21 protein-coding genes and 1 pseudogene are annotated in these 21,170 nt (G+C 70.5%); 16 read left to right on the plus strand and 6 right to left on the minus strand.

The features are described from left to right. Positions 1 to 82: 82 nt before the first annotated feature. Positions 83 to 373, plus strand: coding sequence for a hypothetical protein (locus C1I98_RS03615; protein ID WP_111165628.1), 291 nt, complete (start codon positions 83 to 85; stop codon positions 371 to 373). A 246-nt stretch (positions 374 to 619) separates the two neighbouring features. Here the strand turns inward: C1I98_RS03615 and C1I98_RS41145 are convergent, their stop codons facing one another. The 3 genes from C1I98_RS41145 to C1I98_RS40295 all read right to left on the minus strand — a co-directional run bounded on the left by C1I98_RS41145 (position 620) and on the right by C1I98_RS40295 (position 1,499). Continuing rightward, on the minus strand, positions 620 to 796 hold the full coding sequence (locus C1I98_RS41145; protein ID WP_158557900.1) for a hypothetical protein: 177 nt from the start codon (positions 794 to 796) through the stop codon (positions 620 to 622). Positions 797 to 945: 149 nt separating this feature from the next. Then, entirely contained in the window at positions 946 to 1,290 is a 345-nt protein-coding gene (locus C1I98_RS03620) for a DUF5713 family protein (protein WP_111165629.1), read from the minus strand. Between the two features lie 8 nt (positions 1,291 to 1,298). Continuing rightward, complete coding sequence (locus C1I98_RS40295; RefSeq protein ID WP_146607264.1) at positions 1,299 to 1,499, minus strand: hypothetical protein; 201 nt, start codon at positions 1,497 to 1,499, stop codon at positions 1,299 to 1,301. 90 nt (positions 1,500 to 1,589) lie between these two features. On the opposite strand from C1I98_RS40295, the pseudogene C1I98_RS46305 reads away from it, so the two are divergent. Continuing rightward, positions 1,590 to 1,773: pseudogene (locus C1I98_RS46305) on the plus strand (VOC family protein); the annotation flags it as partial. Between the two features lie 482 nt (positions 1,774 to 2,255). After that, entirely contained in the window at positions 2,256 to 3,161 is a 906-nt protein-coding gene (locus C1I98_RS03635) for a CPBP family intramembrane glutamic endopeptidase (RefSeq protein WP_111165630.1), read from the plus strand. 2 nt (positions 3,162 to 3,163) lie between these two features. Here the strand turns inward: C1I98_RS03635 and C1I98_RS03640 are convergent, their stop codons facing one another. Further along, positions 3,164 to 4,333 (minus strand): UDP-N-acetylglucosamine--N-acetylmuramyl-(pentapeptide) pyrophosphoryl-undecaprenol N-acetylglucosamine transferase, encoded by a 1,170-nt coding sequence (locus C1I98_RS03640; RefSeq protein WP_111165631.1) that lies wholly within the window; start codon positions 4,331 to 4,333, stop codon positions 3,164 to 3,166. A 385-nt stretch (positions 4,334 to 4,718) separates the two neighbouring features. Here C1I98_RS03640 and C1I98_RS03645 point away from each other — a divergent pair, with 385 nt between their 5' ends. The 13 genes from C1I98_RS03645 (at position 4,719) to C1I98_RS03705 (ending at position 19,450) form a co-directional block, all read left to right on the plus strand. Further along, a complete protein-coding gene (locus C1I98_RS03645; protein WP_199536701.1) occupies positions 4,719 to 5,678 on the plus strand; it encodes a D-alanine--D-alanine ligase family protein in 960 nt (319 codons plus the stop codon). Next, positions 5,675 to 7,057, plus strand: coding sequence for a UDP-N-acetylmuramoyl-tripeptide--D-alanyl-D-alanine ligase (locus C1I98_RS03650; protein WP_111165633.1), 1,383 nt, complete (start codon positions 5,675 to 5,677; stop codon positions 7,055 to 7,057). The genes C1I98_RS03645 and C1I98_RS03650 overlap by 4 nt, the downstream gene beginning before the upstream one ends. A 25-nt stretch (positions 7,058 to 7,082) precedes the next feature. Further along, the gene (locus C1I98_RS03655; protein WP_199536702.1) at positions 7,083 to 8,084 is read left to right on the plus strand and encodes a tyrosine-type recombinase/integrase; all 1,002 of its coding nucleotides are present in this window, start codon (positions 7,083 to 7,085) and stop codon (positions 8,082 to 8,084) included. Then, complete coding sequence (locus C1I98_RS03660) at positions 8,081 to 8,410, plus strand: helix-turn-helix domain-containing protein (protein WP_111165634.1); 330 nt, start codon at positions 8,081 to 8,083, stop codon at positions 8,408 to 8,410. Before C1I98_RS03655 ends, C1I98_RS03660 begins: the two co-directional genes overlap by 4 nt. Positions 8,411 to 8,705: 295 nt before the next feature. After that, entirely contained in the window at positions 8,706 to 10,751 is a 2,046-nt protein-coding gene (locus tag C1I98_RS03665; protein WP_111165635.1) for an ATP-binding protein, read from the plus strand. A 222-nt stretch (positions 10,752 to 10,973) separates the two neighbouring features. Further along, complete coding sequence (locus C1I98_RS03670) at positions 10,974 to 12,215, plus strand: branched-chain amino acid ABC transporter substrate-binding protein (protein ID WP_111165636.1); 1,242 nt, start codon at positions 10,974 to 10,976, stop codon at positions 12,213 to 12,215. 3 nt (positions 12,216 to 12,218) lie between these two features. Then, positions 12,219 to 13,130: a branched-chain amino acid ABC transporter permease gene (locus C1I98_RS03675; protein ID WP_111165637.1), complete on the plus strand. Its 912-nt coding sequence runs from the start codon at positions 12,219 to 12,221 to the stop codon at positions 13,128 to 13,130. Then, a complete protein-coding gene (locus tag C1I98_RS03680) occupies positions 13,127 to 14,686 on the plus strand; it encodes a branched-chain amino acid ABC transporter permease (RefSeq protein ID WP_111165638.1) in 1,560 nt (519 codons plus the stop codon). Before C1I98_RS03675 ends, C1I98_RS03680 begins: the two co-directional genes overlap by 4 nt. Further along, complete coding sequence (locus C1I98_RS03685; RefSeq protein WP_199536703.1) at positions 14,683 to 15,441, plus strand: ABC transporter ATP-binding protein; 759 nt, start codon at positions 14,683 to 14,685, stop codon at positions 15,439 to 15,441. Before C1I98_RS03680 ends, C1I98_RS03685 begins: the two co-directional genes overlap by 4 nt. Then, positions 15,435 to 16,133, plus strand: a complete 699-nt coding sequence (locus C1I98_RS03690) for an ABC transporter ATP-binding protein (protein ID WP_111165639.1) — start codon at positions 15,435 to 15,437, stop codon at positions 16,131 to 16,133. Before C1I98_RS03685 ends, C1I98_RS03690 begins: the two co-directional genes overlap by 7 nt. A gap of 426 nt (positions 16,134 to 16,559) precedes the next feature. Beyond that, on the plus strand, positions 16,560 to 16,889 hold the full coding sequence (locus C1I98_RS45510) for an NUDIX domain-containing protein (RefSeq protein WP_158557901.1): 330 nt from the start codon (positions 16,560 to 16,562) through the stop codon (positions 16,887 to 16,889). A 270-nt stretch (positions 16,890 to 17,159) separates the two neighbouring features. Then, positions 17,160 to 18,059, plus strand: a complete 900-nt coding sequence (locus tag C1I98_RS03700; protein ID WP_111165640.1) for an aminoglycoside phosphotransferase family protein — start codon at positions 17,160 to 17,162, stop codon at positions 18,057 to 18,059. Positions 18,060 to 18,211: 152 nt separating this feature from the next. After that, positions 18,212 to 19,450: an MFS transporter gene (locus tag C1I98_RS03705; protein WP_199536704.1), complete on the plus strand. Its 1,239-nt coding sequence runs from the start codon at positions 18,212 to 18,214 to the stop codon at positions 19,448 to 19,450. A gap of 130 nt (positions 19,451 to 19,580) precedes the next feature. Here the strand turns inward: C1I98_RS03705 and C1I98_RS41155 are convergent, their stop codons facing one another. Continuing rightward, positions 19,581 to 19,739 (minus strand): cytochrome P450 family protein, encoded by a 159-nt coding sequence (locus tag C1I98_RS41155; RefSeq protein WP_158557902.1) that lies wholly within the window; start codon positions 19,737 to 19,739, stop codon positions 19,581 to 19,583. 167 nt (positions 19,740 to 19,906) lie between these two features. After that, complete coding sequence (locus C1I98_RS03710; protein WP_111165642.1) at positions 19,907 to 21,163, minus strand: phenylacetate--CoA ligase family protein; 1,257 nt, start codon at positions 21,161 to 21,163, stop codon at positions 19,907 to 19,909. Between the last annotated feature and the right edge of the window lie 7 nt (positions 21,164 to 21,170).

Consider the following 21,170-nt stretch of genomic DNA (forward strand, 5'->3'; position numbering starts at 1 on the left):
TGACACGGGAGGCGGGGCACGCGTACGGTGAGCGCGTGGACGATGGAGGCGGCCCCCTGGCCTGTGCCGGGACGAACGGCCGATGAGCGGCGGCAGTTGCCCCGACTGCGGCGGAAGCGGCGAGGACCGGACCCTGCCGGGGTACGTCCTCCGGTGCGGCCGCTGCTCCGGCCGTGGCACCGACCAGCCGCCGGGGAACGTGACCACCACGCCCACCGAGCCCCCACCGGTCTGGGAAGACCGCTGCTGGGCCGACCCCCGCCTCGCCGGCATCTCCTGCCGGATCTGCCTCGACCAGAGATCCGTCGCCAACGTCCGGGGCGGCGTCCTGGCCACACTTCCATGCCCTGCCTGCACAGCCACCGGCGACTGAGCCCCCACATCGCGCCCTACCGGCCACAGCCCGGCGCCCCGCCCTCCGGGGCGGCGTTCTGGCCGCGCTTCCGTGCCCGACTTGCACGGCCAGCGGCGACTGAGCCCCTGCGTTAACTCCCGTGTCTGCCGTCAGGGCGTACTGGTCGCGGGCCGGGCCACGGACGTGGAAGGCCCGCGCCCCGGCCCGCCGCGTGGTGGCGGTCAGTTCATCGCCAGATCTGGTAGCCGTTGTTGTTGCAGACATTCAGGCGCACGCCCTGGAGATGCTGCCGACGAGGCGGCGTCCGCTCTGATTGTGGGTGATGCGGTACGACGCGGCGGCGGTGCCGGATTGTTTCGTCGTTTCGGTGGTGCCGGCGCCGGCCTGGACGGCCGCGCGGCCCCCCGTCACCAGTACGGCGGTGGCCAGAACGACCCGCACCTTTTCATGACGATCACAGATGCAGTTCCCTTCTTGATGGGAAAAGAGCAGGCGAAAACCCCGAGGCAAATGGGCTGCCGGCGAACATCTGATGTTGGCCCGGCGCTTACCGGGCTTGCTCGGCTTTCGGCCTGATCGCCCCGCTGGCATCAGCCGGCATCGCCCATGCTGGCGGCTCGCCGGTTGAACACCAAGCCCCCTGAGCCGCTTCTTGCGATGAACCAGAAGTCCTCGGCGATCTCCTCCCGGGCGACGGTCTCGATCTCGCTCCCCGCCGCCTCGAACTCCGCCTCCAGCCGGTCGAACTCCTCCGTGGCGGCCTGGGTCAGCCGGTACAGGGACGCCAGGTCCGATGGCCGCTCGGACTCGATCCGTTCGCACAGCCGTACCAGGATCGCCCGGCCCTTGTCGAGGACGTGATCAGGGAAGTACACGTCCGCGTACAGTTCGCGCAGGAACGTGCGCCCCGCCGCCTGCCGGTTGGTGATCGCCATGGTCGGGTTCAGTCCTTCCGCTGGTCGCCCGGGGTCCGGTCCTGGATCGAGAGGCTGAGGAACACGAAGGCGACGACGAAGACCACACCCGCCGTGGCGCCCCAGCGCCAGTCGCCCAGCCAGATCCAGGCGATGAGCATCGCGGCGACGGCGGCGAACAGGGCGATGGCGACGTTCTTCATCCATCCGGTGGGCTGACGGGTGCTCATCTCGCTCCTGTTCGCGGTGACGGGGGGCCGTGCGATGCCGACGATAGTTGTGAGTGGCCCGGAACGGGGGCGGCCGGGCAAGATCGAGACATGGTCTCTGTGGTACAGAATGTCGCGATCGACTGCTCGAACGCCTACGAATTAGCGCAATTCTGGAGCGAGGTGACCGGCCTGCCCCGTGCATCCGGAGGACCGGCCGGGCGATGAGGAGACCCAGGTTCTGCTCCCGGAGGGGCCGATACCGCACTTCAACCAGGTGCCCGACGACCAGCGGGTGCGCGAGGCGTTCCGCGAGGCCGCCGACCCGGCGGGCGCGCTCGCCCCGCCCGGTGGCGGCGGCCTGCTCGGCACCGACCACCTGGGCCGGGACGTGCCGGCCCGGGTGGTCCACGGGGCCCGGCACTCCGTCAGCATCGGCGTCGCGGTCACCGTCCTCGCCGTCTCCGGCGGCGTGCTGCTCGGCCTGGCCGCCGGGCTGTCGCCGAAGTGGCTGGACGAGGCCCTGGCCCGCGCCTTCGACGTGCTGTCCACCCTGCCGGAACCGCTGCTCGCCCCGCTCATCGTGGCGATCACCGGCCCCGGCACCCCTACACGCGCGCCCTGGTCGCGTCGGTGCCGCGCGCGCCCGACGACTGGCTGTAGTCGCGTGGTACCCCTGGCTGTACCCCCGGTCGGGGTGCTGGTGACAGCGACTTCGGAGGCCGCCGGTGATGTGCTGATCCGGCACGAATCAAGCGCCTCCGAGAGGAAACAACGATGGTCACCGACCGTCTGGCGGATGTCGATCGGCAGTCCGCCGGCGGGCTGACGGGGTTCATCCGCCGCCGCCCGCTGCTGTCCTTCTTCATCCTCGCCAACACGCTGAGCTGGCTCGCCTGGATTCCGTACATCCTCTCGGGGACCGGCCTCGGGGTCTGGGAGTGGAGCTTCCCCGCGGTGCTCGGGACGACGCAGATCCTCGGCATGCTCCCCGGGGCCTACCTCGGGCCGATCGTCTCGGCGTACCTGGTGACCAGGATCGCGGACGGGCGGCCCGGCGTGCGCCGCTGGACCGCGCGCCTGTGGAAGTGGCGGGTGAGCTGGCGCTGGTACCTCGGGGTGCTGGTCGGCGTCCCGGGCGCACTGACCGTCACGTCCCTGGCGATCAGCGGGGGGCAGATCCAGGCCCCGCCGGCCCAGGTGCTGGTGCTCTACCTGCCGCTGATGCTGTTGCAGTTCATCACGACCGGTATCGCCGAGGAGCCGGGCTGGCGGGACTTCGCGCTGCCCCGCCTCCAGGCGAAGTACGGGCCGGTCGTGGCCACGCTGATCCTCGGGCCGCTGTGGGGCGTCTGGCACCTGCCGCTGTTCCTCAGCGAGTGGGGCGGCTGGCCGGACGTGCAGCCGCTGACGGTGGTGCAGTTCGTCGCCTCCTGCGTGACCCTCAGCATCGTGATGACCTGGGTGTTCAACCGGACCGGCGAGAGCCTGCCGCTGGCCATCATCCTGCACATCGGCATCAACACCTTCTTCTCGCTGGCCTTCGAGTCGATGTTCCCGACCATCGGCTCGCACGCGGGCTCCATGCCCGTGCAACTGCTGGCCACCACCACCCTGGCGGTCGTCCTGCTCGTCGCCACCAGGGGGCGGCTCGGGTACCGGCCGCGGCTGGAAGCCGTATGAGGTCAGCCGGGCACCGGAGCCGGGGCGACCGACAGGATGACGTCCACCAGCCGGTCGGCCGCGTCGGGCTTGCCGTGCGCGCGGGCCTGGGCGGCCACCGCGGCCCGCCGGGCCGGGTCGGTCAGCAGCGGCTCGACCGCGTGGCGCAGGGTCTCCGGGGTGACCTCGCCGAGCAGGGCCATCGCCGCCCCCGCCTCATGGAGATGGCGGGCGTTGTGGGCCTGCTCGTTGCCCGCGGAGGTGGCCAGCGGGATGAAGACGGCGGGCTTGCCGAGCGCGGTCAGCTCGGCGAGCGTGCCCGCCCCCGAACGGGAGATCACGACGTCGGCCAGGGCGAGCACGTCGGGCAGCTCCGGGCCGATGAACCCGGTCAGGTGGTAGCGGCCGACCAGCTCGGGGTGCATGGGCGGGAGCTGCTGGCGCAGCTCGTCGTACATGTCCCGGCCGCACTGGTGGATGACGTTGGCCCGGACCAGCAGCCACGGCAGCAGGTCGCGCACGACGTGGTTGACCTGCCTGGCCCCGAGCGAGCCGCCGGTGACGTAGACCGTGGGCAGCCGACGGTCGAAGCCGGGCAGCCGCAGGGCGTGGATCGCCCGGTCCGGGATGCCGCTGAGGAGCTCGGGCCGGATGGGGTTGCCGGTGACGACGGCGTTGCCCCGGGCCGCCTCGGGCAGCAGCGGTATCGTGGACTCGGAGGAGACCGCGATGCGGGTGGCCGAACCGGCCAGTTTGCGGTTGGCCAGCCCCAGCCGCACGGTCTGCTCGTGCAGCACGAGCGGCCGGCCGCACATGCGGGCGGCCAGCCCCGCGGGGACGGCGACGTAGCCGCCGGTGGCCAGGACGACGTCCGGCCGGAACCCGGACACGATCCGCCGGGCCTGCGCCACCCCGAGCGGCACCCGGGCCATGTCCCGCAGGTTGGCCGGGGACAGCATCTTCAGGAAGTTGGCGGAGCGGCGGATCTTGCCGGTGGCGACCGTCGCGTAGGGGATGTTGTCGGCCGGCGCGACCCGCGACTCGATGCCGTTGCTCGTGCCGATCCACACGACCTCCAGCGCTCTGCTCTGCGCGGCGAGCCTGGCCCGGAGCGTGCGCACGGCGGTGAGGGCCGGGTAGGTGTGGCCGCCGGACCCGCCCCCGGTGACGATCAGGCGGAAGGATGTCGTCATGGGACGAGCCTAGCGGGACCCCGTCCCCCCGATCGGTTCGTCCGGAACGCCGGAATCATCGGCACAGCGCGGTAAATGGACAAAAAGTGGACTGCTGAGTGGTAGGTCCCCCTCATGGTGACCGCCAGGGCCGTGGTCAGGTTCGTGACCAGCACGGATTACGCCCGAGGCCATGGAGTGCGTACGGTGTCCTTTCGTGACAGTTCAGGATTCGTTTGGCGTGACCTCATGACGCCCCGTCGCACCCCTGACACGTACGCACCGGTCAAGAACTGGGCAGGGAATGGCCTGGGATTTGATCAGGAGAAGGCCCGACACTCAGGTGTTGCGCGTACCGATGTCCCCCATATGTCCCCTGTCCCCCTGCAAGGAAGGTCGATCGACCGTGACTGAACGCCTGCGCGTGGCCGTGCTGGCGGGAGGGCCGTCAGCCGAGCACGAGGTGTCGCTGCAGTCGGCGCAGGCCGTGCTCGACGCTCTGCCCCAAGAGCTGTACGACCCTTTCCCCATCGTGATCGACCGGCAGGGCAGGTGGCCGGTGGAGCTACGTCGCGGCATGGCGGACGTGGTCTTCCCGGTGCTGCACGGGCCCTACGGCGAGGACGGCTCGGTACAGGGACATCTGGAGACGGTGGGCCTGCCGTACGTGGGCTGCGGCGTGCTGGCCTCGGCCGTGGCCATGGACAAGGTCGCGATGCGCCGCGCCTTCACCGCGGAGGGCATCCCGGTGACCCACGGCGTGTGGTTCACCGAGCGCGACTGGCGTACCACGACCGACGCCGCCGGGCTGGTCAAGCCGCTTGAGTACCCGCTGTTCGTCAAACCGGCCAACATGGGCTCCTCCATCGGGATCACCCGGGTCACCTCCTCCGACGATCTGACCGCGGCCGTCGAACTGGCCCTCACCTATGACAGGGTCGTCATCGTCGAGCAGGGCGTTACCGCCCGCGAGCTGAACTGCGGCGTGCTCGGCGGCTACGACGAGGCCGAGTTGTCGGTGGTGAGCGAGCTGCGCCCGCTCGCCGAAGGCTGGAACGACTACGAGGCCAAGTACCACGCCACCATCGACCCCGTGATCGTCCCGGCCGATCTGCCCGAGCGGGTCGCCGAGGAGGTGCGGGAACTGGCGCTGCGCGCCTTTCGCGCGGTCGGCGGCTACGGGCTGTCGCGGATCGACTTCCTCTACGAGGAGGACCGCGGGCGGATCAACGTGCTGGAGATCAACACCATGCCCGGGTTCACCCCGCGTTCGATCTACGCCAAGTTGTGGGCGGCGAGCGGGGTGCCCTACCCCGAGGTGCTGCACCGGCTGATCGACCTGGCGCTCGCGAGGAGCCGTTCATGATACCGATGCCGCTGAACGAGATCGCCTGGCTGCTGGACGCCGGCCTGCACGACGTGTCCGACCCCGAGGCGCTGGTGACCGCGCCCTCCGCGGTGGACTCCCGCGAGGTCGTGCCCGGCGGGCTGTTCGCCGCCACGGTCGGCGCCCGCGTGGACGGGCACGACTACGCCGCCGCCGCCATCCGCGACGGGGCCGTCGCGGTGCTGGCCTCCCGGCCGGTCGGCGTGCCCGCCCTGGTGGTCGGGAACGTCGAGGCGGCGCTCGGCGTACTGGCCAGGCACACGCTGGAGCGGATGGAACCGACCGTGGTCGGCATCACCGGTTCGATGGGCAAGACCACCACCAAGGACCTGCTGGCCCAGATACTCGAACGGCACGCCCCCACGATCGCCACCGACCGGTCGTTCAACAACGAGCTGGGCCTGCCGCTCACCGTGCTGCGGGCCGACGCCACCACCCGGTACCTGGTGCTGGAGATGGGCGCGGGCGCGAAGGGCGATCTGCGGTATCTGACCAATATCGCGCCGCCGTCCGTGGGCGTGGTGCTCAACGTCGCCAACTTCCACATGACCACCATGGGCGGCACCCTGGAGCACGTCGCCGAGGCCAAGAGCGAGCTGGTCCAGGCGCTGCCGCCGGACGGCCACGCGCTGATCAACGCCGACGACCCGTACGTCGCCAGGATGGCCGGCCGGACCAAGGCCCACGTCATGACGTTCGGCAGGTCGGAGACGGCGCAGGTGCGGGCCGAGGACGTACGCCTGGGCGCGGGGGCGCGGCCCACGTTCGAGCTGGTCGCCCCCACCGGCCGGGCCAGGGTCACGCTGGACGTCATCGGCGAGCACCAGGTGAGCAACGCGCTGGCGGCCGCCGCCGCCGCGACCGCGCTGGGGGTCCCGATCGAGGAGATCGCCGCCGGGCTGAACGCGGCGCGACGCCGCTCCGGCGGCCGGCTGGAGATCGTCGAACGGCCGGACGGCGTCACCATCATCAACGACGCCTACAACGCCGGCCCGGAGTCCATGCGGGCGGCGCTGCACGCGCTGAAGGCGCTGGCCGGGTCCCGCCGTACGGTCGCCGTGCTCGGCGCGATGGGCGGCATGCACCCGGAGGCCAGCCGGGAGCGGCATGTCCAGCTCGGCAAGCTGGTGGCCGACCTGGGCATCGACGTACTCATCGCGGTCGGACCCGGGGATCCGGTCGCGATGGCGGGCGAGACGGAGTTCGCGAACGCGGGCGTGTCCGTCCACTTGGCCGAAGACGTCCCCGGATCAGTCAGATTGGCCAAAGAACTTCTCGAACCGGGCGACGTGGTGCTCGTCAAGGCCAGCAATGCCTTCGGGTTGAGCGTCACGGCGCGCGAACTGGCCGGTACCTGACCGGCCCTACCATGATGGAGAGAGCGTGTCCGGTGATCAGATCGAGGCGGCCGTCTTCGATGCGATGCTGGAGGGGTGGGCGCGGCAGCAAGGCGGCACCGGGCGTTTCCAGGCGTCGACGATCGGCTTCCGGGAACAGGTGGTGCGCCGGTTCGCCCGGTTCATCGCCGCCTATCCCTGGCAGTGGTCGCCTGGGCACGTGGACAGGTGGATCACCCACCTGACCACGGAGCGGCGCAGGGCGCAGTCGACCGTGCGCGGCTACCAGGCCGCGCTCCGGCTCTTCTGCGACTATGTCACCTCGCCGCAGCACGGCTGGGTGGCGGAGTGCGAGGCCCACTTCGGCGCGACTCCCGTGCAGGTCTGCCAGGACTGGAACACCGACGCGCATCTCGTCGGCTATCAGGGCGACCCCGGGCGCCGGCCGATGACCCGCAGGGAGGTCCAACTCCTCCTCGACCACGCCGACGAGCAGGTCGAGCAGTCCCTGCGTCAGGGACACAAGGGGGCGCTGGCCAGCTACCGGGACGCCACGGTCTTCAAGGTCATCTACGCGTGGGGGCTGCGTTGCTCGGAGGCGTCCGCGCTGGACGTCGCCGACTTCCAGCCCCATCCGGACGTCCCGCAGCTGGGTCGCTTCGGTTCACTGCGGGTGCGCACCGGCCGCCGGACCAAGAACGTCCCACAGCGGCGGACGGTCGTCAGCCTGATGCCGTGGGCGGTGGAGGCGGTCCAGGACTACCTGGCCAACGTCCGGCCCCGGTACCGCGGCGGCCACCTGCCGGCCATGTGGCCGACCGAGCGCGGCGGTCGGCTGCGCACCAGGGAGATCGAGGACCGCTTCGCCGGCTACCGGGACGCCCTCGGCCTGGACCGCGCGCTGACGCTGTACTGCGTGCGCACCGCCTACATGGCCCACCTGCTCGAGGACGGCACGGACCCGGCGTTCGTGCGCGAGCAGGTCGGGCACCGCTCGCGGCGACTACGTTCCGTGTCGGCGCCGCTTTCTATGATGGGGGCGCTGTGACGGCGAAGCTGGATTACCGATGGCACCTGCGCGCGGTGATGGCCGGCCGGGGGATGTACGCCACCACCGACCTGCGCCCGCTGCTCGCCGAACGGGGTTTCAACCTGTCGCAGAGCCAGGTCTACCGCCTGGTCACCGAGCGGCCGGAACGGCTGAACCTGCGGGTGCTGATGGCCCTTCTGGACATCCTCGACTGCGCGATCGAGGACCTGATCGAGCCGGTCACGGACGGGGAGCAGCCGGACGAGCCGCTGACGCGGCGGCCGGCCGAGGCGGAGAGCAGGTTCCGCTCCCGCCCGACCCGGGCCCGGGTGCACCAAGAGTAGCGACCCTTGCGATGCGCCGATGGTTAATGCGCACTAAATGATCCGCGCGGCATATCCGCCGGACTGCATTCTGCCTGCTGATTCAGGCTAACCACATTTCGCGCTTTATGCGCTCTACAGCTAGCTGTACCTTCGGCCGGTAGTGAGGGGTATCGTCGCGACCTGTCATCGTTTCGTAGTTTCGTCACGGAACGGCGGAGCCCAACGGTGGTTCCATTCAGTAGTCGTACCGACGAGCTCATGGGGGGCTCGCCAGGGATCCGACCCCGGCAGGCGCTCAAGGAGGATTACAGGTATGTCAACCGCGACCGACTACAAGACCGGATTGCTGGGATGGCGACTGCAGGCCGCGCGCGAGCTGGCCTTCGTGGGCAGGCAGGAGGAGCTGGCGGTCTTCAACGCGGCGTTGTACGGCAACGGGTGCAGCGTGCTGTACGTCCATGGTCCCGGCGGCATCGGCAAGTCGGCACTGCTGCGCCGATTCGCCCAGGAGGCCGAGGCGGCGGGGCGGCCGGTGGTGAAGCTGGACGGGCGGCTGCTGCCCACGTCGGTCGCGGCCTTCGAGGCCGAGGCCGGCGAGGTGCTGCGCGACGACCGGGCCGTCCTGCTGTTCGACGCCTTCGAGGAGATCCAGAGCCTGGAGGGATGGCTCTGGGAGAGGTTCCTGCCCAGGGTGCCGATGGGCGCGCTGGTGGTGATCGCGGGCCGGCTCCCCCCGGAGATGCAGTGGCAGGCCGATCCCGGATGGGTCGGGGCGCTGAAGGTGATGACGCTGCGCGACCTGCCGCCCGAGGAGACCCACGCGCTGCTGGACTCCTGCGGCGTCGCCGACGAACTGCGCGAATCGGTGCTGGGCTTCGCGGGCGGGCACCCGCTGGCGCTGCTGCTCGCGGCGGCGGCCCGGAACGGCACACGCGAGGGCGGTTCCGTGCTGTGCCACGACGCCGTGTCCACGCTGCTGGACCAGATGGTGGGCGAGGTGCCCTCGGCGGCGCACCAGAAGGCGCTGGAGATCTGCGCGCACGCGTTCGTGACGACCGAGGACCTGCTGCGCGCGTTCATGCCGGAACAGGCCGGGATGTTGTTCCGGTGGCTGCGGCGGCTGCCGTTCGTCGAGTCGAGCAGTCTCGGGCTGTTCCCGCACGACGTGGTCAGAGAAGGACTGGAGATCGATTTCCGCTGGCGAGACCCCCAGGGGCACGCCGAGATGCACGAGCGCATTCACGAGCACCTGGCCGAGAAGGTGCACACTGTGTCGGACGCGGACGTACTGGGCGCGGTGGGGGCGCTGCTCTACCTGCATCGTGACGAGGAGGCCAGCTCCGCCTTCCACAGCGCCCGCGCCGAAGCGCCGGTCGAAGAGGGCTTTCTGCGTACCGGCGACCTTGACAAGCTCTGTCAGGTGGCCGCGGAATCCGACGGTGAGGAGTCGGCGGCGGCGGCCGTCTTCTGGGCGCAGCGGCAGCCGGAGGCGTTCCGGGCGTACCGGCTGATCGAGACCGGCGAACCGGTGGCCTTCTTCGCCTGGCTGACCCTGTCGGACCTGGCCGATGAGGAGATCGCGGCCGATCCGGTCGTGGCGAGCGTGTGGGCGCACGCCCGCGCCACCGCGCCGCTGCGGGCCGGCGAGCACCTGGCCGTCGGCCGAATCTGGGGCATCCCCGCCCGCCTGCGCAAGACCCCGGCGATGGACCTGATGGCATGGCGCGCGGTCGGCAACAGCCTGCGCTCGGAGCGGATGGCCTGGTCCTACATCGCCATGCGGCGTCCCAACCAGGGCATCGTGGAATGCCTGCGACGCTACGGGCTGGACGAGCACACCGAACGGCCGGTGATGGACGGCGCCCGTTTCACGCTGTTCACCCACGACTGGCGGGCGGTGCCCGCACAGGCGTGGCTGGAGCGACTGAGCCGCGTGCCGGTGTCGGTCGGTCAATTCCCCTCCGCGAAGCTGGCGGTGTTGTCGCGGGCGGAGTTCGCCGAGGCGATCAGGCAGGCGCTGCGCCAGATGTCGCGGCTGGACGCCCTGGCGTCCTCCCCGCTGACCCGCACCCGGCTGATCACCGAGCGCGGTGGCGGCGACCCGGCGACCACCCTGCGCGACCTGCTCCGCCAGGTGATCGACGAACTGGGCGAGGACCCGCGCTCGGTGAAGTTTCACCGGGCCCTGTCGGCGACCTTCCTGAACGGCGCACCCACCCAGGAGGTGGCCGCGGAACGGCTGGGCCTGCCGTTCACCACCTATCGCAGGCACCTGGTGGCCGGCATCGAGCGCGTCTGCGCCGAACTGTGGCACCTGGAGCTGTACGGCACCGCGCAGGACCAGAAAGCACGCGACTGATGTCGTCCCCGCACCTCCTGCATTTCACGAAAGCCGGTGTTTCTGCTCATTCCAGAGACCAAAAACCGTCCACTTACTGTCCACTCGCCGCCGCAGACCTACCACTCGTCGAATGGTCAGATGTTGGCCAGGGATTGACCTGTGAAGTGAACAGCCGGCGCACCTAGCTTGCCGCGGTCTGGCTGTAATGAACCGACCACTTCGCGGCAGGAGAGATTTCCGTTGAGGACCAAGGGCACGGCCGTACTTACCGGCTTGCTGGCGCTCGGCACCATACTGGGTGCCGGCGCCTGCGCCGGGAACAAGACCGAGACCGCGAGCGGCGGCTCGGGCTGCGACACCAGCAAGGGGAGGCTGGTGATCGGGGTCATCGCCCCGATGTCGGGCAAGCTCTCGGCGATCGGCCTGGGCATCCGCAACTCGGCGCAACTCGCGGTCGAGCAGGCCAACCAGAAGTGCGCGGTCAAGGGCTACCAGCTCACCGTGGACGCGCAGGACGACGAGGCCAACCCGGACAAGGGCGCCGCCGCCGCGCAACGCTTCGCCGACGACCCCAACGTCGTGGGGATCGTGGGCTCGTACAACTCCGGGGTGGCCCGGGCGATCCAGCCGAAGATCGCCGGCTCCAAGCTGGTGCAGATCTCGCCGGGCAACACCGACCCCGCGCTCACCCGGGGCGCCGACTTCGCGACCGCGCCCAAGCGGCAGTACGACAACTACTTCCGCGTCGTGGGCACCGACGACCTCCAGGGCCCCTTCAACGCCCGCTACATGGTGGAGAAGGAGGGCAAGAAGCGCCTCGCCATCGTCACCGATGGCAAGGCGGTCGGCGAGAACATGGCGACGCAGTTCGCCGCCGAGGCCAAGCGCCTCGGCGCGGAGATCGTGATCCGGGAGAAGGTCAACGAGAACGACAGCGACTTCGCCAGCGTGCTGACCAAGGTCAAGGCCGAGCAGCCGGAGGCGATCTACGTCGGCTCGGAGTACCACGTCGCCGGACCGCTCAGCAAGCAGGCCAAGGACCTCGGCCTGAACGTGCCGATCTCCGGCAACGACGGCCTGTTCGATCCGCAGTTCATCGCGCTGGGCGGCAAGGACGGCGACATCGCGACCTCGGTCGGGGCCCCGATCGAGAAGCTGGACAGCGGCAAGGCGTTCGTCGAGGCGTACAAGAAGAAAGGCTTCTCCGACGGCTACGGCGGGTTCGGGGCGTTCGCGTACGACTCGGCCAACGTGTTGATCACCTCGATCGGCAAGGTGACCGCGAAGGCCGACTGGACCGGCGCGCCCGCGCAGCGCACCGAACTGATCAAGGAGGTCCAGGGCTACCGGACCGACCAGGGCGCCAACGGTACGGTCGGCTTCGACCAGTACGGCGACAGCGTCAACAAGTTGTTCACCGTCTACCAGGTCGACTCCGGCGCCTGGAAGGACATGACCAGCGGCGAGTTCGAGGCGAAGTGACCTGTGGCGACCCTTGCCCAGCAGATCGTCAACGGCCTGGTGCTGGGTGCGCTGATCGGGTTGATCGCACTCGGGTACACCATGGTCTACGGCATCGTCCAGTTGATCAACTTCGCGCACGGTGAGGTGTTCATGGTGGGCGCGTTCGGCGCCCACTTCATCTCGCTGTACGTGCTGCCCGAGGGCGTGCCCTGGTACGCGGCCCTGCCGGTGATGTTCCTGGCCGCGGTGGCGGTCTCGGTCGTCGTCGCGATGGCCATGGAACGGCTGGCGTACCGGCCGCTGCGCGGCGCGCACACGCTGGCCCCGTTGATCACCGCGCTGGGCGTGTCGATCCTGCTCCAGGAGGTCGTCCGGGTGTTCTACCCGGGCGCGACCGCGCCGCTGCCGTTCCCCCGGGCCTTCCCGGACGGCAGCCTCGCCGTCGGCCCGGTGACCGTGCTGTGGACGGGCGTGCTCGCCCTGACGGTCGCCCCGCTGCTGGGCGCGGCCGTACACCTGTACGTCGAGCGCTCCCGGCTCGGCCGCGCCATGCGTGCCACCGCCCAGGACGCCGACGCCGCCCGCCTGATGGGCATCGACACCGACCGGGTGACGCTGGCGACCTTCGTGATCGGCGGGGTGCTGGCCGGGGTGGGGGCGGTGCTCTACGGCATCCACTACACCCAGATCGACACCGCGATCGGCTTCCAGAACGGCATCTTCGCCTTCACCGCCGCGGTGCTCGGCGGCATCGGCAGCATCCGCGGGGCGATGCTGGGCGCGCTGTGCCTCGGCCTGGTGAAGTCCCTGGCCGGGCAGTACGCGTGGGGTGGCGCCCAGTACGACTACGTGTGGGTGTTCGCGCTGCTGATCCTGGTGCTGATGTTCCGCCCGCAGGGATTCCTGGGCCGGCCGGAAAGGGTGCGCGCGTGACGCTCGACGACGCCAAGGTGCTTGTGGACGCCCCGGGGGGAAGGCACGCCAACCCGGCGCGGCATCGCCCGGACCTGCTCGCGTGGGCGGGCGCGGCGCTGGTCCTGGTCGGCGCGCTGCTGCCGTGGGCCGCTTTCGTACTACCCGGCGGGGCCTACCCCGACCGGGCCACGTTGCAGTTCTTCGACGCCCCGCACCTGGTCAGCGGCTTCCGGCTGCACCTGGTGCTGCTGGGCCTGGCCGGTCTGGCGGGCCGGGCGCGCAGGCCGGCGGGCATCGGGGTGGTCGTCATCGCGGTGGTCCACCTGGCGTTCCTGATCGGCCTCGGCGCGCCGTCCGCGGGCGGGCCGGTCGCGCTGGTGGGCGGGGTGCTGCTGGTGTGGCGGCGGCCGGCCGTACCGGCTCTGTCGTTGCCGCTCCCAGGCCGCGTGCTCGCCTGGCCCGCGCTGCTGGCCGCCTTCGCCGGACTGCTCTGGCTGGTGTCGGCCACCCTGACCGCGGGCGGCCAGAGCCGGGCCACCAATCCGCACGGCGGCGCGGAGTTCCTCGCCTTTTGCGGCTTCGCCTTCGCCCTGGTCGGAGTGCTGTCCGCGTACGGGGTCCTGACCTGGCTCGCCGCCCTGACCCAGCGGCACCGGATCTTCGCCTTCACCGTCATGCTGGCCTGCGCGCTGCTGCTCCCGGTGACCGGCGCGGGCACCGGCTACTGGATGACCGTGGCCTCCACCATCGGCGTGTACGCGGCCACCGCGATCGGGCTCAACATCGTCGTCGGCCTGGCCGGCCTGCTCGACCTCGGCTACGTGGCCTTCCTCGGCATCGGCGCGTTCACCGCGGCGAACCTCGCGCACAGCGTCCCCTTCCCGGTCGCGGCGCTCGCCGGCGCGGCCGTCGCGGGCTTCTTCGGCGTCGTGGTCGGCGCGCCCACGCTGCGCGTACGCGGCGACTACCTGGCCATCGTGACCCTCGCCTTCGGCGAGATCTTCTTCCGGGCGGCGCAGAACGACATCGGCGGGCTCACCGGCGGCGTCAACGCGATCCCCGGCATCCCGCCGATCACGCTGTTCGGGCAGGCGTTCAACCAGCCGGTCGGCGCGCTGCCCGGCGGGTTCCTCTACTACGGGCTCGCGGTGCTGCTGGTGGCGGCGGCCATGGTCGTCCTGGTCAACCTCAAGCACAGCCGTACCGGGCGGGCCTGGGAGGCGATCAGGGAGGACGAGGACGTGGCCAGGGCCATGGGCGTGCGCACCGGGCGGGCCAAGATCCTCGCCTTCCTGGTGGGCGCCACGATGGCGGGCCTGGCGGGCGCGGTCTTCGCGCACAAGCTGGGCACGGTCGGCTACGAGAGCTTCGACTTCAGCGAGTCCGTCACGCTGCTGGCCGCGGTCATCCTGGGCGGGATGGGCACCGTGCCCGGCGCGGTCGTGGGCGCGTCGCTGCTGTTCGTGCTGCCGGAGAAGCTGCGCGAGTTCAGCGACTACCGGCTGATGCTGTTCGGGCTCGCACTCATCCTGATCATGCGGTTCCGGCCACGGGGGTTGGTGTCGTCGTCATGACCTTGATCGCGGAACGCGTCTCGATGCGGTTCGGCGGGCTGGTGGCGCTGGAAGACGTCTCGCTCGCCGTACCCGGCACCGGCATCGTCGGCCTGATCGGCCCGAACGGCGCCGGCAAGACCACCCTGTTCAACTGCCTGACCGGCCTGTCCGCCCCCACCTCCGGGCGGATCACGCTCGGCGGGCGGCCGCTGCCCGCCGACCCCGCCGAGGCCATGCGCGGCGGGGTGGCGCGGACCTTCCAGAACATCCGCCTTTTCGGTGAGATGTCGGTACTGGACAACGTCCTGGTCGGCCGGCACAGCCGGATCAGGCAGTCGCTGCTCGGCGCGCTGGTACGCAGCCCCGGCTTCCGCCGCAGCGAGACCGAGGCCGCCGAACGGGCCCGCGCCGAACTCGCCTTCGTCGGACTCGACCCCGACGTCCGCCGCCCGGCCGGCAGCCTGTCCTACGGCGACCAGCGCCGGGTGGAGATCGCCAGGGCACTGGCCGGCGACCCGGCGGTGCTCATGCTGGACGAGCCCACCGCGGGCATGAACGGCGCCGAGACCGCCGCCATCGGCACCCTGATCCGCGGCATCCGCGACCGGGGGATCGCCGTGGTGGTGATCGAGCACGACACCAAGTTCATCTTCTCCCTCTGTGACCACGTCCATGTCCTTGTGCGCGGGCGGATGCTGGTGGAGGGCCCGCCCACGTCCGTGCGGGACGACCCACGGGTCATCGAGGCGTACCTGGGGACGGCCGAATGCTAGAGGTACACGGACTGTCGGTCGCCCACGGCGCCATCGAGGCGGTCAAGGACGTCAGTTTCACCGTCGCGGAAGGGCAGATCGTCTGCCTGGTCGGCGCGAACGGCGCGGGCAAGACCACCACCCTGCGCACGATCTCCGGGCTGCTCCGTCCGGTTCGTGGGGAGATCGTCTTCCAGGGGCGGCCGATCCACCGGCTGCCCGCGCACGCCGTACTGGCCGCGGGCATCGCGCACTGCCCCGAGGGCCGCAGGCTGTTCACCGGCCTCACCGTAGAGGAGAACCTGCTGCTCGGCGCGCACCTGCGCCGAGACCGCCAGATCGAGCCGGACCTGTCCCGCGTCTACGACCTCTTCCCGGTACTCGGCGAGCGGCGGACGGAGCGGGCCGGGCTGTTCTCCGGCGGCGAGCAGCAGATGGTGGCCATCGGCCGGGCGATGATGGCCCGCCCGAAGCTGGTCATGTTCGACGAGCCCACCATGGGCCTGTCCCCGATCATGATCCAGCGGATCATGGACACCCTCGCCCTGCTCCGCGACCAGGGCACCACCATCCTCATGGTCGAACAGAACGCCCTGGCCGCCCTCACCCTCGCCGACCACGGCCACGTCGTGGACCTCGGCCGCACCACCCTCCAAGGCCCCGGCGAGCACCTGCTCGCCGACCCTCGCATCCGCGAGGCGTATCTCGGCTGAACGCCGAGGCGACGGGGGGCGTCGCGCTCAGCGGGCTAGCCCCAGCCCGCTGAGCGCGCCAGCCCCACCTCCTGCGGTACCGCGCTCCCTGCCCCTGAAGTACCGCGCTATCGCGCGCAATCGTCTTCGCTTCGCTCAGTCGTGTTTCCTGTGTCGGGCTGCGCCCGACGCTTGCGCCACCGACTTGATCACCACCACCCCAAAGGCAGTACGACAGCCCTACAGCCAAGGGCGGTATCGGCCCAGTGCCGTGGTCACCCGCCCGTCACCAACCACCCACCACCAGGCCTCCGGGGTGGTGCAGGGGACGCCCGGCCCCCTCTTCCTGCCCGGGACCGAAGGAGCACCCGACATGCACGATGGCACCCCCGTCCCCCAGCCGTCCTAGGTCGGTGAGCCGCGCGGGTACACAGCACACTGGGCGTCGTGAAGCACCGCGTCCGCGCCGTCGCGATCACCGATGACGGCCACCTGCTCGCCATCAAGAGGATCAAGCCGGGGCGGGACCCGTATCGGGTCCTGCCCGACGGTGGCGTCGAGAGCGGTGATGCATCCTTGAAGGACGCACTGCTGCGCGGACTTCACGAAGAACTCGCCGCCACGGACGCTGACATCCTAGCCTTGGTCCAAAGGATCGACGAAGGGCCGCGGCGCCGAGTTCGGCTTCACCACGGGAGAACCCGGATCCGCCGGGTGGGTCAAGCACTGGGCCGCCCACAAGCCCTGGTTCGATTCCGCCTGAGACCTGGATCATGACGCCACCCGGGTGCAGCACATGGAGGAGGGGGGTGACCGTGGCGCGTATGCGCTGGGCCTGTGATTCCGACGAATACGGCTGCACTTTCCGGAATACGGGTCCGTGATGATGATGGGCATCCCTAGGTTCACTGGCCCGTTGCTGCGCCGGTGGTCGCGAGTCCGATCGAGGCTGAGAGGTGTTCCCTTTGCTGCTTCCAAGCTGGCCCGCAGGCCTTCGGTTTCGCCCAGCCAGGCGTTCACCCTGCCGCCTCGGTACAGTGACTTCGCATGACCGACACCGAGATCGAGATCACCGCAGATCTGGTCCGCGACCTGCTGCGGGAGCAACATCCGGACCTTGCGGGGCTGGCCATCCGTGAGGTGGTGGGCGGCTGGGGCAACCAGATGTGGCGCCTCGGGGACGAGTTGGCCGTGCGCATGCAGCGCATGGACCCCACCCCGGAGCTCCAGCTCAAGGAGCGGCGGTGGCTCCCCGTACTGGCTCCGCGCCTGCCGCTGCCGGTGCCGACTCCCGTGCGGTTCGGCGAGCCGTCCGAGCGTTTCCCCAAGCACTGGACCGTGATGACGTGGGTTCCCGGCGAGCCGCTGGACCACGGCTCGATCAGCCGCGGCGCCCATGCGGCCGAGACGCTGGCGGGTTTCCTCCGGGCGCTCCATGTGGAGGCGCCCGCCGAGGCGCCGATCGCCACGGACCGCGGTGCCCATCCCAGGGACTGCACGGACGGCTTCGAGTACTTCTTCCAGGCCGTTGCCCCCGACGACATCGCCGCCGCCGAGGTCCGGACCGTCTGGGACGACGCCGTCGCGGCCCGCGCGTGGGAGGGCCCGCCGGTGTGGGTGCACGGCGACCTCCATCCCGCGAACGTCGTCGTCTCGGACGGAACGCTGTCGGGCATCGTCGATTTCGGCGACATGTTCGCCGGCGATCCGGCGTGGGACCTCGCCGCCGCATGGTTGCTGCTGCCCGCGGGCTCGGTCTCACGGTTCTTCGACATGTACGCGCATGCGGACGAGGCGGCGATCCGGCGCGCCCGCGGGCTGGCCGCGACGAAGAGCCTCTTTCTGATGCTCATGGGGCAGAACGGAGATCGAGGCCTGCCGGGCGGGAAGCCGAACTGGGGGCCTATAGGTCGCGCGGCGCTTGATCGTGTTCTGAAGGGCGTTTGACGCGCGCTTCTTCGGGTGAGGGTCACGCGGCAGTCCATGTTCGTGTGCTGGGACAGCGCCACTGGGCGGGGCGTACGCGAACGAAACGACCGGCCTCAGGTGGCCCCGAGGAGATAGTTCGGCGTTTTCGCCGAGGCGGAGGAGAACGGTCGATGAGGGCCATGTTCGCCCCGCTGTCCATCCCCGCTTTCCGGCGGGTGTGGGCAGGACAGGTGATGAACCTGACCGGAGACGCCGCGTACGGGGTATCGGTGGCGCTGTTGCTGCTACCCCGCGAGGACGCGCCCCGTGCGCTGGGCACGGTGCTCGGTATGTCCGCACTCGGCGGGATCGTCTCCATTCTCGTGGGAGGCGCGCTGGCCGACCGGCACCGCAGAGCCCGGATCATCATCGTCTCCGACCTGCTGCGCGCCGCTGCCGTGGCCGGCGTCCTCCTCGCGGGGCCGTTCGCGCCGCTGTGGCTGCTGGGCGCGTTGTCCGGGCTGCTGGGCGTCGGGACAGGTCTGTACCGCCCGGCGTACATGGCGATATTGCCGAGCCTGGTACCGCCGGATCGGCTGCCCGGCGCCAACGCGCTGCGCTCGATCACCAACCGGCTGACGACCCTTCTGGGGGCCGCCGCCGGAGGGGCCCTGTCGGTGGCGACGTCGCCGCAGTGGGCGCTGGGTGTCAACGTCGTGACCTTCACCGTCAGCATCCTCACGCTTGTCGGGGTATCGGAGGCGGTAGGCGAGGCGCCGGAAGGCCGGCCGCGACTGGCCGCCGAGATCGCCGACGGCCTGCGTTACGTCTCCTCGCGTACGTGGATGGCCGCGGTGATGATTCAGGGGACCGTCCAGATGGCGCTGGTCGCCGCGCCGGTCGCGCTGATCCTGCCGGTGCTCACCGGGCGTGAGGGCGCGTGGTACGGGTGGATCGTGGCCGCGGAGGCCGCCGGCGCGTTCCTGGGGGCGAGTCTGGCGGCCACCATCCGGTCCCGCTCCCGGGGCTGGATCGCCATGCTCGCCCTTCTGGCGCAGGCGCACCAGACGGTGGCCCTGATGCTGGCGGCGCCCCCGTCGATCATCCTGGCGGCCTCGGCGCTGACGGGTGCGGGGCTGGCGGTGTTCGCGGTGCTGTGGACGACCGCGTTGCAGACCGGAGTGCCCGCGAGCTACCTGGGCCGGGTGTTCTCGGTGGACGGGCTGGCCACGGCCGGGTTGAGCCCGGTCGGCTATGTGGTCGCGGGCTGGCTGCTCGCCGACCTCGGCACCGCCACACTGGCCGGTTTCGCCGGCATCGCGCTGGTCATCTCGATCGTCGCCGTCCTCCCGATCCCGGGCCTGCGCCGGTTCGGCGAGATCGACGATCGACGGCCACAACGGAGAACAGGATGCGATCACCTCCGTTGAGCCGAGCAGGGTGCGGCCAGGACGGCGAACAGGAAGTGGTCTTCTCGGGCCGGGGTACGACCTTGACGCTGTGCGAAGTCGGTTGACCATGGTCAACAGGTAGGTGGCGGCGCGGTCTCAGCAACCGGGGTCAGGGCCGGAGATATCTCAGCAGTTCCTCGACCGCAATTTCGATCATGTCCGGGTCGGCGAGGAGCCCGGCCGGTTGCGAGGGATGCGTGAGAAGTGCGAACGTGCCCAGTCCGAGCATGTTCGCGGTCGTTTCGTGGCCGGCGGCGAGCGGCACCATCGCGATGTAGGTGAGTTCCTCGTCGGTCAGGTCGGTCTCCGTGGCCAGTCCGGCGAGCAGGTTGTCCTCTCCGGCGGTGCGCGCCAGCCGTACCAGGACTGAGTGGAGCGAAGGCGATTGCGCGCGGGAGCGCGGCCCCTGCTTTCGGCGGGGGCCGCGCTGGGTTTCTAGATGTGGGGGCGTTCGTCCACTACGGGGAGGACTTTGCCGCTGCGGGGGTGTACGGCCAGGGTGGAGGGGTGGGTCCATTCGATGGACAGTGGGTGGACTGTGCCGGCGGCGACGCTTTCCGGGTACATGGGCTTGGCGGCGTAGATGGCTTTGATCAACTGGTCGGTCAGGTCGGTGGGGGGCTCCGAGGCGCAGGAGATTCGGAGGAGGAGGCCGTCCCGGCCGTTCCAGCGGCGTTGGACCAGTTGGAGTTGGGAACCGGACAGGGCCGGGGCGGCCTCGGTGAGGACTTTGCGGATGTCGGCGACGCCCATCGGGACGTTCGCCACCCTGGCGCCCTCGGTGGTACGGCCGACCAGGCGGAACCCGCGGCACTCCGCGTCGGTCCATTCGGCGAGGTCGCCGACCGGGTAGCGGATGATGGGCATCAGGGTACGGAAGAGGTTGGTGACCACCACTCTGCCCGGACGGCCGGGGGCGGTGATCGGGGCGGCGGTGGCCTCGTCGATGAGTTCGACCACGGTCCGGTTGGGGAATGCCTCGTGGACCCGTACGTCGCCGCCCGGGACCGGGGCGCCGATCAGGCCGCCGTCCACCGACGCGTAGCCCAGGGAGGCGATGGTCGCCCGGGGGAACGCCTTGGCCAGTACCGGCCGCAGGTCGTCGAAGAGCAGGTCGCCGGCGAAGAGCAGCAGTTCCACCGAGTCGGCGGCCCCGCCCCGTGACGTCACCTCCTCGGCCACCCGGGCCAGCTTGTTGGGCAGCCCGGCCAGTACGTTGATGCCGAGGGTGCCGATCAGGCCGGCGATGAAGTCGTCGGCCGCGTGCCCGGCGATCGGCAGCCGGACGTTCTCCACCGGCGCGTTGTGCAGCGAGTGCTCGATGTAGAGGAACCCGCCGTACAGCTCCCCGGCCAGGAACAGGTTCGCCACCCGGTGCCCCGGCCGCAGCCCGGCCGCGACCATCCCCGCGCCGAAGGCGGTCACCGAGTCGGCGTGTTCGGTGCGGGTCCAGGGGGAGAACTTCGGCGCGCCGGTCGTACCGCCCGAGGTGTAGATGGCGGCGTCGGTCAGCGGGCCGGTCAGCAGCCGGTTGTCCGGCCAGGTGTTGGCGGCCCAGAAGGCGGTCTGGTCGATGATCGGCAGTTCGGTCAGTTCGGCGACGCCCTGGGGGAGGTCGCGGTACAGCTCGCCGTAGAAGGGGGAGTTACGGCGGGCGAAGTCGATCAGTTCGCGGAGCGGTCGGGCGGGCATGTGCCGC

This window comes from Spongiactinospora gelatinilytica, assembly GCF_003236385.1.
In the GTDB taxonomy this organism is placed as follows: Bacteria; Actinomycetota; Actinomycetes; order Streptosporangiales; family Streptosporangiaceae; genus Spongiactinospora; species Spongiactinospora gelatinilytica.

Coding starts and splice junctions, on each gene's coding strand:
- C1I98_RS03690 (WP_111165639.1), top strand. CDS start 15,435: ATGCTAGAGGTACACGGACTGTCGGTCGCCCACGGCGCCATCGAGGCG.
- C1I98_RS03615 (WP_111165628.1), top strand. CDS start 83: ATGAGCGGCGGCAGTTGCCCCGACTGCGGCGGAAGCGGCGAGGACCGG.
- C1I98_RS03665 (WP_111165635.1), top strand. CDS start 8,706: ATGTCAACCGCGACCGACTACAAGACCGGATTGCTGGGATGGCGACTG.
- C1I98_RS03700 (WP_111165640.1), top strand. CDS start 17,160: ATGACCGACACCGAGATCGAGATCACCGCAGATCTGGTCCGCGACCTG.
- C1I98_RS03685 (WP_199536703.1), top strand. CDS start 14,683: ATGACCTTGATCGCGGAACGCGTCTCGATGCGGTTCGGCGGGCTGGTG.
- C1I98_RS03620 (WP_111165629.1), bottom strand. CDS start 1,290: ATGGCGATCACCAACCGGCAGGCGGCGGGGCGCACGTTCCTGCGCGAA.
- C1I98_RS03640 (WP_111165631.1), bottom strand. CDS start 4,333: ATGACGACATCCTTCCGCCTGATCGTCACCGGGGGCGGGTCCGGCGGC.
- C1I98_RS03635 (WP_111165630.1), top strand. CDS start 2,256: ATGGTCACCGACCGTCTGGCGGATGTCGATCGGCAGTCCGCCGGCGGG.
- C1I98_RS03650 (WP_111165633.1), top strand. CDS start 5,675: ATGATACCGATGCCGCTGAACGAGATCGCCTGGCTGCTGGACGCCGGC.
- C1I98_RS40295 (WP_146607264.1), bottom strand. CDS start 1,499: ATGAGCACCCGTCAGCCCACCGGATGGATGAAGAACGTCGCCATCGCC.
- C1I98_RS03710 (WP_111165642.1), bottom strand. CDS start 21,163: ATGCCCGCCCGACCGCTCCGCGAACTGATCGACTTCGCCCGCCGTAAC.
- C1I98_RS41155 (WP_158557902.1), bottom strand. CDS start 19,739: ATGGTGCCGCTCGCCGCCGGCCACGAAACGACCGCGAACATGCTCGGA.
- C1I98_RS03705 (WP_199536704.1), top strand. CDS start 18,212: ATGAGGGCCATGTTCGCCCCGCTGTCCATCCCCGCTTTCCGGCGGGTG.